The 15209-nt window shown below is 37.7% G+C and carries 15 protein-coding genes; 12 read left to right on the top strand and 3 right to left on the bottom strand.

Annotation, left to right across the window (positions count from 1 at the left end; all coding sequences use genetic code 11):
* The first annotated feature begins 216 nt into the window (after window positions 1-216).
* The 5 genes from cpaA (at window position 217) to WBW42_RS16890 (ending at window position 7444) form a co-directional block, all read left to right on the top strand.
* A complete protein-coding gene (cpaA, locus tag WBW42_RS16910) occupies window positions 217-1998 on the top strand; it encodes a metalloendopeptidase CpaA (RefSeq protein ID WP_032055789.1) in 1782 nt (593 codons plus the stop codon).
* Window positions 1999-2020: 22 nt separating this feature from the next.
* Window positions 2021-2653, top strand: a complete 633-nt coding sequence (cpaB, locus tag WBW42_RS16905) for a metalloprotease secretion chaperone CpaB (RefSeq protein WP_032055791.1) — start codon at window positions 2021-2023, stop codon at window positions 2651-2653.
* A gap of 123 nt (window positions 2654-2776) precedes the next feature.
* Window positions 2777-4891 carry a DNA polymerase III subunit gamma/tau gene (locus WBW42_RS16900; RefSeq protein ID WP_251794107.1) on the top strand — a complete coding sequence of 705 codons (2115 nt, stop codon included), beginning with the start codon at window positions 2777-2779 and terminating at the stop codon, window positions 4889-4891.
* Between the two features lie 145 nt (window positions 4892-5036).
* On the top strand, window positions 5037-5189 hold the full coding sequence (locus WBW42_RS16895) for a hypothetical protein (protein ID WP_155394911.1): 153 nt from the start codon (window positions 5037-5039) through the stop codon (window positions 5187-5189).
* Window positions 5190-5215: 26 nt separating this feature from the next.
* Entirely contained in the window at window positions 5216-7444 is a 2229-nt protein-coding gene (locus WBW42_RS16890; protein ID WP_498478928.1) for a phosphocholine-specific phospholipase C, read from the top strand.
* Window positions 7445-7492: 48 nt separating this feature from the next.
* Here WBW42_RS16890 and WBW42_RS16885 read toward each other — a convergent pair whose 3' ends face one another.
* Window positions 7493-7927, bottom strand: coding sequence for an acyl-CoA thioesterase (locus WBW42_RS16885; protein WP_032055796.1), 435 nt, complete (start codon window positions 7925-7927; stop codon window positions 7493-7495).
* The gene (locus WBW42_RS16880; RefSeq protein WP_032055798.1) at window positions 7927-9084 is read right to left on the bottom strand and encodes an iron-containing alcohol dehydrogenase; all 1158 of its coding nucleotides are present in this window, start codon (window positions 9082-9084) and stop codon (window positions 7927-7929) included. The genes WBW42_RS16885 and WBW42_RS16880 overlap by 1 nt, the downstream gene beginning before the upstream one ends.
* 341 nt (window positions 9085-9425) lie before the next feature.
* Between WBW42_RS16880 and WBW42_RS16875 the strand changes: the two genes are divergently transcribed.
* Both WBW42_RS16875 and WBW42_RS16870 read left to right on the top strand, forming a co-directional pair.
* Window positions 9426-9755, top strand: coding sequence for a YcgJ family protein (locus WBW42_RS16875; RefSeq protein ID WP_185126873.1), 330 nt, complete (start codon window positions 9426-9428; stop codon window positions 9753-9755).
* 289 nt (window positions 9756-10044) lie between these two features.
* A complete protein-coding gene (locus tag WBW42_RS16870) occupies window positions 10045-10275 on the top strand; it encodes a hypothetical protein (protein WP_005068773.1) in 231 nt (76 codons plus the stop codon).
* Between the two features lie 181 nt (window positions 10276-10456).
* Here the strand turns inward: WBW42_RS16870 and WBW42_RS16865 are convergent, their stop codons facing one another.
* Window positions 10457-10924 carry a winged helix-turn-helix transcriptional regulator gene (locus tag WBW42_RS16865; RefSeq protein WP_017480922.1) on the bottom strand — a complete coding sequence of 156 codons (468 nt, stop codon included), beginning with the start codon at window positions 10922-10924 and terminating at the stop codon, window positions 10457-10459.
* Window positions 10925-10986: 62 nt separating this feature from the next.
* Between WBW42_RS16865 and WBW42_RS16860 the strand changes: the two genes are divergently transcribed.
* The 5 genes from WBW42_RS16860 to WBW42_RS16840 all read left to right on the top strand — a co-directional run bounded on the left by WBW42_RS16860 (window position 10987) and on the right by WBW42_RS16840 (window position 15185).
* Window positions 10987-11214: a tautomerase family protein gene (locus WBW42_RS16860; RefSeq protein ID WP_002115197.1), complete on the top strand. Its 228-nt coding sequence runs from the start codon at window positions 10987-10989 to the stop codon at window positions 11212-11214.
* A gap of 256 nt (window positions 11215-11470) precedes the next feature.
* Window positions 11471-11974 (top strand): low molecular weight protein-tyrosine-phosphatase, encoded by a 504-nt coding sequence (locus tag WBW42_RS16855; RefSeq protein WP_032005952.1) that lies wholly within the window; start codon window positions 11471-11473, stop codon window positions 11972-11974.
* A gap of 19 nt (window positions 11975-11993) precedes the next feature.
* Entirely contained in the window at window positions 11994-13028 is a 1035-nt protein-coding gene (gene murB, locus WBW42_RS16850) for a UDP-N-acetylmuramate dehydrogenase (protein ID WP_032055802.1), read from the top strand.
* 4 nt (window positions 13029-13032) lie between these two features.
* Window positions 13033-14157, top strand: coding sequence for a YdcF family protein (locus tag WBW42_RS16845; protein ID WP_032055804.1), 1125 nt, complete (start codon window positions 13033-13035; stop codon window positions 14155-14157).
* Complete coding sequence (locus tag WBW42_RS16840; protein ID WP_002115207.1) at window positions 14157-15185, top strand: alpha/beta hydrolase; 1029 nt, start codon at window positions 14157-14159, stop codon at window positions 15183-15185. Before WBW42_RS16845 ends, WBW42_RS16840 begins: the two co-directional genes overlap by 1 nt.
* Window positions 15186-15209: the final 24 nt, after the last annotated feature.

Below are 15209 nucleotides of genomic sequence, written 5' to 3'. Positions count from 1 at the left end.
AAATATCTTTTTAATATTTTCTACATATTAAAAATTGGTTATTTAATTCTCATAAATAAACTATTCTTTAAAAAGGTTCATATTTTTATTTCAAAATGATTCAGTAGTCATGTAATTGAAATTTAATGAAAAATTAATTTTTGTGAAATTGACTGTGTAAAAATAGTTTGCTAACCTGCTATTCGAAAAATCTAAAAACAAATAAAAGAGGCTGCTGTGAATTTTAAATTAAAAACATCACTCATTATTGGAGCAATTGTTGCGTCTTCACTTGTATATGCCGCAACTGTACTTTCACCAAATCAGAATAATAATAGTGGATCAATTCCATCCGGTTATTCAGATTTAGAATTTAATCTAGCAAATGGGAATTGGGTCAAAAACCTCACTTTACCCACAAGTGCTAATAATTTGGACAAAATTACAATTCGTTCTAGTGCTGCCTATAGTAGTTATCTAGATACTTCTAATATCAATATTCCGTTAGAGGTTTTAAAGATAAATAGTGGTGATGTTTACCAATTCATCTTTAATAGTAGTCAAAATAAATGGATCGCTCAGTTAGCGACAGTGAGTCCTACTAATGGTGCGACCTATGAAGTCGTTCCATTAACAACTGCATCAATGCAAAAAGTACTTATTCAAAATGACAAATGGGCACAAACCATAGCATTACCGAGTGATGTACGTGATGGAACAACCGTACAAGTTGTTTCTACAGCAAGTGCAAGTTCGGACATTGATAAAACAAATTTACTATTCCCGAGCAGTTTTATATTAAAAAATGGATCTGAATATTGGTTTAAATATTATTCTGCTTTAGGAAAATGGGTTCCAGAATATATAAAACCACAGAAGCTAAATGTTCAGCAAATTGGAACGTCATTAGCGACAGTTAATAGTCCACTTACAGAAATTTCATTTGGAGATGGAAACTGGGTTTCCAATTTCACTTTGTCTACCACTGCAAGTGATCGGGATAGAATTATTATCAAGTCTACAGCGACTTGGTCTGCAAAAATTAATAATACTAATATTAATAGCCAAGCGACTTTAACGCTTAAAACAGGCGATCAATATGAGTTTATGTATGTAAGCGACAAAGGATATTGGCAATTGATCTCTTCACCTACAAAGGTGATTGATTCAGCCGCAACAATCCCTGCAACTTTACCGAATATGACTCAGCCTACTTTAAAGGTAAAACTTTCTACCTCAAATTGGCAGCCAACCTTACAACTACCTGCTAAAGCTCAAGTCGGCGATAAAGTTGTTATTGTGTCAAATGCATCGGCAGACACCTATATTAATGCTGCTAATGGCTTGTCTACCGCAATTAAAAATGGTGAAAATCGCCGTTTTATATACACCGCTCAAGGCTGGACAGTAGATAGTTATACAATTGATATGTTGTTGGTTTCTAGCCCAGAGGTAAACTCAATTTTAGGAGAGAGCGCTGCAAAACTTAGAATGATTGAAGGCGTAAATTTAACGAATTTAACTGCTGAAAATTCGAATGCACGTTTTTATTTAAGAGATGTAGGTTATCTAACTTATAAAATCCCTGCTACCACTTTAAAAGAAGCAATCTCGTCTGGACGAGATGACACCACGGTACAAAATGAGCGTAAACGTGTATTGGCAGACGGTGTTTATTATCAAGGTAATGAACCTGGTGATGGTGGTTGTGGTTGGGCTTGGATTAATGCTTCTGCATATAATATGATTGGTGCAAATGATATTGCAGGTTGTTCTTTCGCTGCTATGCGTCATGAAGTTGGGCATAATCTTGGCCTATACCATAATGGCTCAACCAATATTGGTTCAGGCTTTGCTCATCCTTTAGGAAGTACTGCAATGGGTGGTAATAACATTAATTTTTATTCGAGTCCCTATCTATATAACCCTAAATATGGTGTACGTTTAGGTGTAGAAGGAAAAATTGATGCGGTCAGTGTCATTAATCTGAATGCACAGAAAATTTCTCTATATAACTAATCTCTATTTTTAGCTGTAAATAATGAAGAAAAATAAATTGTTAATAGGAACTGCTATCGCTTGTGTGGCGTTAGCAGTTTTAATCTGGTTTGCCTTTTCACAGCAAAGCTCTTCTGCTTTAACATCGTCTTCAGAAAATGGGCAAGGGAGTGGGCAAAAACTGGCAGATAATCAGAATGAATTTGCTCGTCAAAATATACTGAATTTGAGTTCGTCCGAAAAAGAAAGATTGTCTCAGCAACAGATTGTTTTTAATGAAATAGAAAAGGATCAACTGCCTTCTAATGTTAATTTTCCACTAATTAAAAATGCAGAAGGTATGGTCATTAAATATGATCCAAATGTGATTGAACTTAAAAAAGTGGGTGACACTGTTAAGTTCCAAATGTTGGAATATGGCATTAATCGCACGGGTAAAATTGTAGAAATCGAACCTGTTGACCAAGATATTGTTCGGTGGACCGGTAAATTTGATCAGGGCGATCCGAATCAGAATTTCTTTACCATTACTCAAAGTCAAAAAGACCATTATACGATCATGCAAATTTTTACCGAGAAGGGAAATTATTCGGCTGAAATTAAGGATGGTGTGGGACTCGTGCAAAGGATGGATGAGGGTGTTACAGATCAGGAGTTACACCATGATCATCCTTAGACAAATAAACGGTTCTGGTAGAGAAAAGAAGTCAGTTCGCAGTTTATCTGTACGGATATGAGCTTTATGCGTTCACACTCTTTTAAAAACAAAGTATGCTTATGCCTGTAACAAGGAGCATACATGTATCAAGTACTTGCTAGAAAATACCGTCCACGTAATTTCAATGAGTTAGTGGGGCAAAACCATGTTTCTCGTGCATTAAGTAGTGCATTGGAACGCGGTCGTCTTCACCATGCTTATTTATTTACAGGAACGCGTGGTGTAGGTAAAACTACAATTGCACGTATTTTAGCCAAGTGTTTGAACTGCGAAACGGGTGTAACTTCTACACCATGTGAAGTCTGCGCAACGTGTAAAGCGGTAAACGAAGGCCGTTTTATTGACCTGATCGAAATTGATGCTGCTTCAAGAACAAAAGTAGAAGATACACGTGAACTTTTAGACAACGTTCCTTATGCGCCAACGCAAGGACGTTTTAAGGTTTACCTGATTGACGAAGTACATATGCTATCGACGCATTCTTTTAATGCGTTATTAAAAACACTAGAAGAACCACCTGAACACGTTAAATTTCTGTTTGCCACGACTGACCCACAAAAGCTACCGATTACAGTCATTTCACGTTGTTTGCAATTTACTCTACGACCTTTAGCCGTTGATGAAATTACCAAGCATCTTGGCGCTATTCTTGAAAAAGAGCAAATTAATGCTGATCAGGATGCAATTTGGCAAATTGCTGAATCTGCTCAAGGTTCACTGCGTGATGCACTATCTTTAACTGACCAAGCGATTGCTTATGGTCAAGGTTCTGTACATCATCAAGATGTTAAAGAAATGCTTGGCTTGATTGATCGTACAATTATTTATGATTTGATTTTAGCGATTCATCAGAACCAACGTGAGAAAGTTAGTCAGCTTTTATTGCAATTTAGACATCAAGCGTTAGATGTTTCACTGGTGCTTGATCAGTTGATTTCGACATTGCATGAATTGGCAATTTTGCAATATCTACCTGATTTGAGTTTGAAATATAGCGATGAAATCAATCGCAAAATCATGCAACTGTCTAAGTTGATTTCTGCTCAAGATTTACAGCTTTATTACCAAATCGCATGTAAAGGACGTTCAGACTTGCAACTTGCCGTGACGCAAGAGCAAGGTTTTGAAATGTGTGTTTTACGCTTGTTGGCATTCCGTCCTTTAGCACCAAATGAAATTGTGGTGTCAGAGCCTGTTCAACAAAATGGACAAGCAGAAGTAGGTCTAAATTCACAAGCTCAGCCAACAGTCCAAGAGATTACTCCAGTAAATACGGTTCAACCTGTTGAAGTTATTAACCAGCCCGCTATGGTTGAACCTGAACCTGAACCTGAACCTGAACCTGAACCTGAACCTGAACCTGAACCTGAACCTGAACCTGAACCTGAACCTGAACCTGAACCTGAACCAAAGTCTAATCAGGATTTAATGGTATTTGACCCAAATTATCATGAGTTGATTGGGTTTGAGTCAGCTTCTGTTCAAGAGACTGTTAGTGTTCTAGAGGAAGATTTCATTCCTGTACCAGAACAAAAGTTGGTACAAGTTCAGGCAGAAACACAAACTAAAAATATTGAACCTGAACCAGCTTTCACTGCTGAACCTATGGGTTTATTTGAAACGCCTAGCGCTGAATTTTCCCTTGGTCAAGATGCGCCTATAACTCCTGATTTGTCTTCTGAACCTGTTGTTGAGCAGCAATCATTGGTGCAGGCTGAAGTTGTTGAAACAGTTGCCGTTGTAAAAGAGCCTAGTGCAACTGATAACGGTCAGTTGATGCCTCAAGATATCTTGAAGCTTTCTCCTCAAGTTTTGGAAGGTGAGTGGACACTCGAAAAGTGGGAATATTGGTTTAGAAATAGTCAGCTTTCTCCAGCCGTTCAAGAACTTGCTCAACATGGTGTGATGATTGGTGAAATTGGTGGCAATACTATTTTCCATATTCCTCAAGAATATGAAAATATGCTGACCCAATTACAACAAGGCCTTATTGATGCATTAAATGAGCAATGGCCGAATACTCAATTTACAGTTGAATATGGTGTTTTGAATACATCTACCCCTTATACCATTCAAAGTGCACGTAAAGAAAAAGCCTTTCATAGAGCAGTTGAGCTATTACAGCAACAGCTCGTGATTAAGAGTCTCATAGAAACTTTTGATGGTGAACTACAAAATATTCAATTAAAGCCTTAAATTCATCTGATTTTTGATCTGGTGCAGAATATGAAAATAATAGACTTTTCATATTTTTCACTGGATTGAAATATTTGGGTCATGTCACTGTCATTGTACTTTTCTATGTTAGCCATTTTAGATTTTAAATGGACTATATATCGTCATGAAAAGGCAATCCACTGGAATAAATAGTTTTAAATATTCATATTTTTTATTAATCGGCGCGATTCTGCTGAGTGGTTGTAACGACTCGGCAAATGATAATTCAAATACACCAGAAACAGGTAAAAAGCCTGTAATGCGCTGTGCTCCATAAACTTAAATAATAAAAAGAACCTGATCATGATTACACGTCGTAAATTTTTAAATTATTCTTTAAATATGGGTTTTGGTGCTGCGGCATTGGCAGCTTTCCCATCTAGTATTCAAAAAGCTTTAGCAATTCCTGCAAACAATAAAACTGGCACCATTCAGGATGTCGAACACGTTATTATTTTAATGCAGGAAAACCGATCTTTTGATCATTACTTTGGAACGTTAAAAGGTGTTCGAGGTTTTGCTGACCGTTTTACAATTCCACTGCCAAGTGGCCGCCGTGTGTGGGAGCAGCTTAGAAGTAATGGGCAAGTTTTAACGCCTTTTCACTTAGATGGTACAGCCAATAATGCACAGCGTGCAGATGGTACGCCACATACTTGGAACGACAGTCAGCTGGCTTGGGACAATGGGCGTATGGCGAACTGGCCAACTCATAAAACTGATATCTCAATGGGTTATTTTAAAGAAAAAGAAATTCCATATCAGTTTGCGCTTGCAAATGCTTTTACGATTTGTGATGCCTACCATTGCTCTATGCACACTGGAACAGATGCAAACCGTTCTTATCATTTAACTGGTACAAATGGTGCAACACCGACCAAGCGTTCGTTTGTAAACAATGAGTGGGACTGGATTGATGGTAACCCGGAGACGGCAGACCGTGGTTATACATGGAAAACTTATGCCGAACGCTTAGAAGAAGCAGGGGTAAGTTGGATTTGTTATCAAAATATGCCGGATGAATGGGGCGATAACATGCTTGGGGCATTTCGTTCATTTAGAAAGGCGAACATTGCTTCTGGTTATCCGGTTGCAAGTGGCGGAGAACCGAATAAACCGTATGCGGATACGGGTCAAAAACTACCTTATAAAGCCTATGATGCTGCAACGGATAATGCCAAAAATCCATTATATAAGGGCATTGCAAATACGCTACCGGGCAATAAACCAGAAGAATATCTTGACGCTTTTAAACGCGACATTCGGGAAGGTAAATTACCTCAAGTCTCTTGGATTAACGCGCCATCGATTTATTGCGAACATCCAGACCCTTCAAGCCCAGTTCAAGGGGCTTGGTTTATTCAAGAAATTATTGATGCTTTAACTGCCGTGCCAGAGGTTTGGAGTAAAACAGCACTCATTATCAATTTCGATGAAAATGATGGTTACTTTGACCATGTGCCGTCGCCATCAGCGCCATCTCGACTCAAAAATGGCCAGTACGCAGGTAAATCGACATTAAGTAGTGCCGATATGCAGGACGAATATTTTGATCATGCTGCACCTGAGGGAAGTCATTCACAGCCTACACCTGATGGACGAGTTTATGGACCAGGCCCTCGTGTTCCGTTATATGTGATTTCCCCATGGAGCCGTGGTGGTTGGGTGAACTCTCAAGTGTTTGATCATACTTCTGTGCTCATGTTTTTAGAAAAACGTTTTGGTGTGAAAGAGCCGAATATCAGTCCATACCGCCGTGCAGTATGTGGCGATTTAACTAGTGCATTTAATTTTAAAACACCAAATGCAGATGTTTTACCGCAGCTGAATGGTAAACAAACACGTGTGCAGGCCGATGAGTTAAGAGAATATCAAGAAGCTTTGCCAGCTGTGCCTGTACCAACGGATATTAAGTTACCGATTCAGCAAAGTGGCATACGTCTGTCGCGTGCACTACCTTACGAACTGCACACCAGCGCGCGCTGTAATACTGATGGTAAAGTGCAATTGATTTTCTCTAATACAGGTCAGCAAGCAGCTGTTTTCCATGTATATGACAAGCTCAACTTAGACCGTATTCCAAAGCGTTATATTGTTGAGCCGAATAAAACTTTAGATGATGAATGGGACGCTTTAAAAGATAACTTGGGCCGTTATGACCTATGGGTACTTGGCCCAAATGGCTACCATCGTCATTTCAAAGGGAATACTCAACGTATTGTTGATAGTGGTATTAAACCTGAAATTCGAGTGTGCTATGACATTGCCAATGGTGATGTTTATGTCGAACTTATGAATGATGGTACTAAGGATACAATATTGACAGTAAAACCTTGTGCATATCGACAAGATGCGCCGCTGCAACTTACCGTAAAAGCGGGACAGGTTGTTAAGCAACATTGGGCGTTAGCTGATGTAGGGCATTGGTATGATTTTGAAATCACCAGTCAGAGTGATCCATATTATTACCGACGTTTTGCTGGTCGAGTCGAAACGGGTGAAGATTCCTTTAGTGACCCTGCAATGATGTAAGCTAAAATGAGGCAAAAAGAGCTGTGTATTTTCTTTTTGCCTCATTTTTTATAATAAGAAATTCTCTAAAACCTCACGAACTGTCTCGGAAATTGGCACAGTCTTACGCGTTTCGCGATCAACAAACACATGTACAAAATGTCCTTGAGCTGAGGCTTGGTTCTGACCTTGTTTAAAGATTGCTAATTCATAACGCAATGAAGTCGTACCGATTTTACCAATCGCAACACCTACTTGAATAATTTCTGGAAATGACAATTCCTGAAGAAAACTACAAGCTGAATCGACCACTAACCCAATTGCTTTTGCTTTATGAATATCAAAACCTGTTTTTTGGATGAGCAAAGCATTGGCCGCTGTATCAAAATAACTATAGTAAGTCACATTATTCACATGACCATAAATATCGTTATCTGCCCAACGTGTTTGAATGTCCAAAAAGAACTTAAATTGACCACGCGTTTTTAAAACTGGTTTAGTCATTAATGAATCGCCTGATAAATTGCCAAAGCAGCGGCTTCTGTCATGTCACGTGGGTTATTTTGTAGTAAACGGGTTTGCAGCATGGCATCTTGAGCAAGTCGAGGTAAGCTGGACTCGTCAATACCTAAATCACTAAGTCTTAAAGTCAAACCACTACGGTCTAAATGGTTCTGCATGTGGTCAATAAACAGATCACATAAACCATCGGTGCTGCCATTACTATATGGATCAAGCCATTGCATAAGCTCTGCATAGTATTTTTTTGCATTTGGTGCATTAAACTTTAATACTTCAACCAGTACTAGGGCGTTGGTATGACCATGCGACAAATGAAAATGTCCGCCCAGTGGATAAGCTAAAGCATGTACCGCAGCAACGGGCGAGTTTGCAAAGGCTTGACCCGCGAGCATTGAACCAAATAGCATGTTTTGACGTGCTTCTAAATCGTTACCATCTTTAAGAACTTTCGGTAAGTTATGGTTTAACAATTTCAAAGCATGCTTGGCTAAAATATCCGTATAAATATTTTTTTTATGTTTAGAGGTATATGCTTCAATAGCATGTACCATCGCATCAATACCTGTTGCAGCGGTAATATGTGCTGGAAGGTTTTGAGTAAAAGTAGCATCAAGAATCGCAGTGTCGGCGTATAGTACTGGAGAGACAATCCCCATCTTTGTCGTCTCACCTGTAGTGACAATTGAGATTGGCGTTACTTCTGAGCCTGTACCGGCTGTAGTAGGAATCAAAATAAGCGGAAGACGAGCTGTAGTGACTTGGTTTACGCCGTACATCTCTTGCAAACTTTGGGTCTGATTAGGGTGGGCGAGTAAAGCAATAACTTTTGCAACATCTAGAGAACTACCACCACCAAAACCAATAATGGCATCAACATTTTGCTGTTTAGCGTAATTGGCTGCATCTAGTACTACTTGTTCAGGTGGATCAGCTTGCACATCAGCATAGATGACATATTCAATGTTGAGGTTATCTAAAATTTGCAGGATGGGGTGGTGTAATTGATTTTTAACCATGCCTGCATCGGTGACTAGCAATAACTTACGGTAAGCATTTGACGACAAAACATTCTGTAATTCTTGTATAGAGCCTAAGCCAGAGATGATATTTGGAACAGTTTGAAATTGAAAATGGCTCATATACATTATTTCCTTATTTTTGAACATTATTGTTGAATGGTTCTATAAGATTCAATCTCCGAATAAGTTAGCATAAGAAACTTTAAAATAAAGTAGTTCTGACGTGACTATACTTTTCTTAAGCCTTGTGCCACCCATAGATAAATACTTTTTTGCAATGTAGGGTCCGAAATGTAAGTGAGGATTACCAAGATATTTAAACGCTCGTCGAAAAGTGGGCTTTTTGTTATTTATAGGGATCTGTAGATTTTCTGGCAAGCTTCTAATTTATATAATGCCTTAACAATTTATAATTTTATCGGTTCTAAAAAGTGAAAATTTCTAAAACTTTTCTTAGTATTATGGGATGTACGTGTTTGATGCTTAGCTCGGCAGCAATCGCGAAAACCAGCTCTAGTGTATATTCGCCTACAAAAGGTGTAATTTGTGACAAATATATTTGTGCTGACAAAAAAGGTGTTTCTAAAAAGCTTACAGCTAAATACTTAGGCACTTATAAAGCGAATAAAGCCTTCTCTCAAGGTGATTTTGATACTTCAGCGTTTACGCTCTCAAATGGTGTGTTCTGTGATACTAAAACAAAACTATGCCATGTTGATCGATACTTTGAGAATGGGCGTCGCAGTAAAATTGATAGAACTATGACAGATAAGCTTTTTAAAAATAAATGATTTTTCTATTGCAGAAATGAGGTAAATATCTCTGATAGATGAGTCTATAAAAGTAAAGTTAAATCGCAAAAGACCCCGCTAACTATCGACTAATGGCGGGGTTTTTTATTATTAAGTATTTCTGTAATATCAATTTAATAGTATAGGGTGAAAAAATACTAAATGATCAGGGGTAATAATTAATAAGGGAGGGTTTAGTTTTCGGTAGGATCTTTTCTGATTGAGAAGGGAAAAAGGATCTTTTTATTATTAAGAAAAAACATAATTTTTAGGTGGAATTTAAATAGTGATGTACACAATTAGATATGTTCATCGGAACAACACTTACTATATCGCTTCGAACAACGAAGGAAATTTTATTATTCTTGAGTCACTTGATTCAGAGTTTCGTATGGGCCACCAAATTTCATATGATGGTGAAAAAGTATTTAATCTGACACTAAATGATGAAACGGATGCAGTCATTAAACTTGAGAGTAACGAAAAAGGAGCCTATGAGTACTTACATTCAGTTAAGTAAATAAGCTTTTTTATTCTTAAGTATTTCTGTAAGATCCTTCCGTTGCTTTAAACAACAATAAACCTGAATGATCAGCGCAAAAGTCATAAGGGGAAAGCCTACTTGAAAGAGTAGGCTTTTTTTATTTCTTTATAAAAGCATACTGAAGACTTTATGATCAGGGTAGCTGAGTTATAAAAATTTATTTTTTACTATGAATGAGCTTAAGTTCCAAATTCTTAAAATCTATAACTTGATTAGAAGAATCAACAAGTTTTAATTTAAGTTCATCATCAGTACTCTTATTAAAAACTTTCACCACATCTTTACCAGCTTCAATAAAATTACCGCCAGACTCAAGCATGGCGAGTAAGACAATATTTAGACTTTTGCCTTTTTTAGTGAGTAAGTATTCTTTACGTTCTCGCTCACCAACTTCTTTATAAATTGATAATTCAAATATTTCTAATTGGATGAGATGCTTTAGACGATTAGATAAAATTTGCTTTGATATGCCTGTATTTTCTAAAAAATCATTAAATTTTGTTACCCCATAGAAGGCTTCTCTTAACAAGAGAATCGTCCATCTGTCATTCAATATTTCTGTAATTTTGAAGATCCCACATACATCTACTGGAAATTTATGATCCGGAATAATTTGATTTGACATCACTGGGAGCTCCAATTAGTATGGGTCTATAATTTAGACCTAGCCTTAATTCAGGTAGCATTATGCCATTTATAAATATACAAACTATAGAAGGTTTACTAGATAAAGATAGTAAGGCTGAGCTTTTCAAGCGAATAACGGATTTATTTGTGGAAATAGAAGGAAAGGGAAATCCTGCTTTTCGTGAACATGTTTGGATCAGAATTGATGAACATCCTCCTGAACATTGGCAGTTAGGCAGCTTAAGACCAACAAAGGAAATGATTGAATTAATCACTGCATCAAAGTGATGTTTGTAATGCCCTATAAATTAGGGCTTTATTTTTATTTAATTACTACAAAAATACAAGATTAGCTAATTTATCGTCTGATTTATCAACTTTTAATCTATTGATAAACATTATTTTCCTTTTCAACCCAAGTGAGTTTTGACAAAATGCAACAAGTCACGCTGGTCAATTTGGTTCTTATAAACTTATAGTCTGTTAAGATTGTGCATGATCCCGTTTATTTTTATGTAATTCAAATGTTTGGAAGTAATTTCTAATGGAAACACAATATAAGGTGTTATGTGTCTGTTTAGGAAATATTTGCCGTTCTCCCACGGCTGAGGTGGTTTTCAGACATTATTGTGACGCGCATCAACTCAATGTGGTTGTCGATTCAGCTGGAACGAGTAATTATCATCCCAATAAATCGCCTGATCAGCGTAGTCAGTTGCATGCCAAGAAAAGGGGCTATGACTTATCATCTTTACGTGCAAGACAACTTTCAACTCAAGACTTTTTAGAGTTTGATTTGATTTTGGCAATGGATCATCAAAATTTTGAAGATATTCATGACGTGTTGCAAAGAGCCGTTTCCCAATTTGGCGCACATCAAATTCGTGCAAAAGTAGCTTTAATGAGTGAGCATGATCCTGAATACCCACAACAAGCGTTGCCTGATCCTTATTATGGCGGTGCTGATGGTTTTGAACGTGTACTCAATCAATGTGAGTCCAGTAGTTTGGCGTGGGTTAATATTTTAAAAAAACAATTGAATGTTTAAGAATAGGTTTTTCAACACAATGCAAATTCAGAATCAAGTACAGCTTAAGCCATTCAATACTTTAAGTTTAGATGCAACTGTTTCTCACTATACTAAAGTTGGCAATATTCAAGATATTGAAGCAGCTTTAGAGTTTGCTGAGCAGCATCAGTTAAATGTACTTGTATTATCGGGCGGTAGTAATATGTTATTACCGCAGCAGATCAATGCTTTAGTGATTCATCTTGATATTCAGGGAATTGAAGTTTTATTAAACGATGATGATTCTGTGCGGGTTAAAGTAGGCGCAGGCCAAGTCTGGCATGATTTTGTTTTATACAGCACTGAACAGAACTGGTTTGGTTTGCAAAATTTAGCCCTTATTCCAGGATTAGTCGGTGCTTCACCCGTACAAAACATTGGTGCATATGGGGTAGAGGTAGGTGAGTTTATTGAGTCAGTACAAGTGTATGACCGTAAATTGAAGCAAACTCAGACAATTTTAGCGGCCGACTGCCATTTCGCCTACCGCCATAGTATTTTTAAAGATGATCCAAACCGTTACATTATCACGCATGTTACTTTTAAATTGCTTAAACAGCCGCATTTGAAACTTAACTACGGCGACTTGAAACAAGCAGTTGGAGACAATCAGACTGCCGAAAATTTACAAAATCAGGTCATCCATATTCGTCAAAGTAAACTTCCTGATCCAAAAGAGTATCCAAATGTCGGGAGTTTCTTTAAAAATCCGATTGTTAAACCTCAAGAGTTTGAACGCTTAGTCACACAATTCTCAACAATTCCACATTATCCTCAAGCTAACGGAAACGTTAAAATTGCAGCAGGATGGTTAATTGATCAGGCGGGTTGGAAAGGGAAGCAACTCGATATGGTAGGGATGTTCCATAAACAGGCATTAGTTCTGGTGAATTATGCCAATGCATCTCTAGCTGATGTAAGGAAAACTTATCAGGCTGTACAACATGATGTTGATCAGCTTTTCCATATTATGTTAGAACCAGAACCTGTGCTTTATAACAGTTTAGGTTTAATTGAAAATCATACGGAATAGTTTTATGCCAAAAGTACACTTAATGGTACGTTTAGTACAAGTAGTCACCGTGCTATTTGTACTATTAGGCTGTTTCGTGGTTTTTTTATATTCGCCATTTTATTCAAAACTTATTGTAGCTGGGCTTAACTATTTTGTACCTGTTGATGTTAATCAAGTCGCTGCTGAGAGCCAAAGACAGGCTGCATTAAGTGAGCATGATAATTTAGAGCCAGGTTCGAATTTATGGATCGCTCGTCAAGCCTATTTAAAACTGACAGAGCAAGCGTTACGTGAAAAAAGAACATCTGATCTGACCTATATTCAAGAGAATTATAAAGCTTTGCAGCAAATTATTCTTTTAGAAGAAAAGGAACAGGATTCGGAAGAGCAAGCCGTATCTGTAACGGTTCCTTTAGTCGCTAAAAACTCAGAAATTGATGCTGCAGATGAGGCGAGTAGTCCTGTTGACGAAGCACTTTTTATTAATAGTTCTGAAAATAAAGCGCTTACTGAGCAATATACAGAGTTTTTAGCAAGAAAACCTGTGGTACCAGAGCATCAAAAAGCTGTCAGTGAACCTGAACAAAAAGTCGAGTATGTGCGTAAAAATCCATTACCAGTACAACCTAAAAAGTTATCAGAGCCTTATGCAATTGTTGTGTTGGGCGGAGGATTAACCTTAGATAAAAATGGTAAGGATATTGTTGTTAATGGCTATACACGATTGCGATTAGAAAAAACTTTAGAAGTTGAAAAACAAAATCATCTGCCTATTGTACTTAGCGGTGTAGAAGCACCTTATATGCAAGCTTGGTTAAAAGAACGCGGTGTTGATGCAAAGCTATTAGAAAAGCGGAGTATGAATACATGTGAAAATACCCGTTTTAGCTCTTTATTGCTTCAGAAAAAAGGCGGGGCACCAACAGTCATGTTGGTTACAGATGAATATCATATGCCGCGTACACGCCGACTTTTTGCTTTAAATGGTATAGAAACTATTCCTGTTGTAGCTCCAATGCCAACTCCACTGACACGTTGGCAACCAAGTGTGCAAAATTACGATCATAGCCGCCGTGCAAATTATGAATTACTTGCGACAATTCGTGACATGTTGTTTGGCTCAAGTGATTGTCGAGAGGTTCCTTAATGTCAGATATTCCATTTCTCAATCCTGCCGTATTAAAACAATTAGATTTACCGGTTCCTAATCGTGATCTTACGCCGCAGGTTTTGAGTCCGCTTAATTTAAATACATTAGAAGAACCTTCTCGTGATTTGCTGGCCTATCGCAAATTGTATGGTTTACATTTACTTGAATGTGACCATTGGCAAGGCTATGTTCAAATGCCTTTATTCCGTTTGCATGTGCAAGTTTTCAAACCTAAAGTAGAAAAAATACAAGGTACAGTTTGTCTATTGCATGGCTATCTTGAGCATAGCGGTATTTACCAGCCAATCATTCGTGAAATTCTTGAGCAGGGCTTTAGTATCATTACTTATGATTTGCCGGGGCATGGATTAAGTGATGGTTCACCAGCCAGCATTAAAAACTTTGATCATTACCAGCAAGTTTTGATGGCTGTTTATCAATATGTGAAACATGCAGATCAGTTACCTAAACCATGGGTCGGTATTGGTCAAAGTACGGGTGGAGCAATTTGGATGCATCACTTATTAGAATATGCTGAAAAACGCCAAGATCCGATTGTAGATCGAGTACTTTTACTTTCTCCGTTAATTCGCCCTGCAAAAACCGCGTGGTGGCATAACCCCGTTGGATTAGGCATTATTCGCCGTATTAAGCGTCAGGTACCAAGGCATTTTAGACGTAATAATCATAATCCTGAATTTTTGCGTTTTATTCGTTTAAAAGATCCTTTGCAACCCCGAATGATGGGTATGGACTGGATTTTGGCAATGTCAAAATGGATGCAGGAAATGGAAGAGCGACCTGCTTGCCGTATCCCAGTCTGGCTTGCACAAGGTGCTCTTGATCAGACGGTTGATTGGCGTTACAACATTGAATTTATTCGTCGTAAATTTAGACTCCAAACGTTGTTAATGCTTGAAGAGGGCTCTCATCAATTAATTAATGAGCGTGCGGATATACGTGCGGCTTTAACGGGGTTGATTCCTGCCTTTTTGCATGCAAAGCCAAAACATTTTTATTATTAAAAAAATAATGCATCTATCTAAAAT

The sequence above is a fragment of the Acinetobacter sp. LT1 genome (assembly GCF_059800965.1).
The sequence above is the reverse complement of the archived record's forward strand: the minus strand, read 5'-3'. Positions and strand labels throughout refer to the sequence as shown.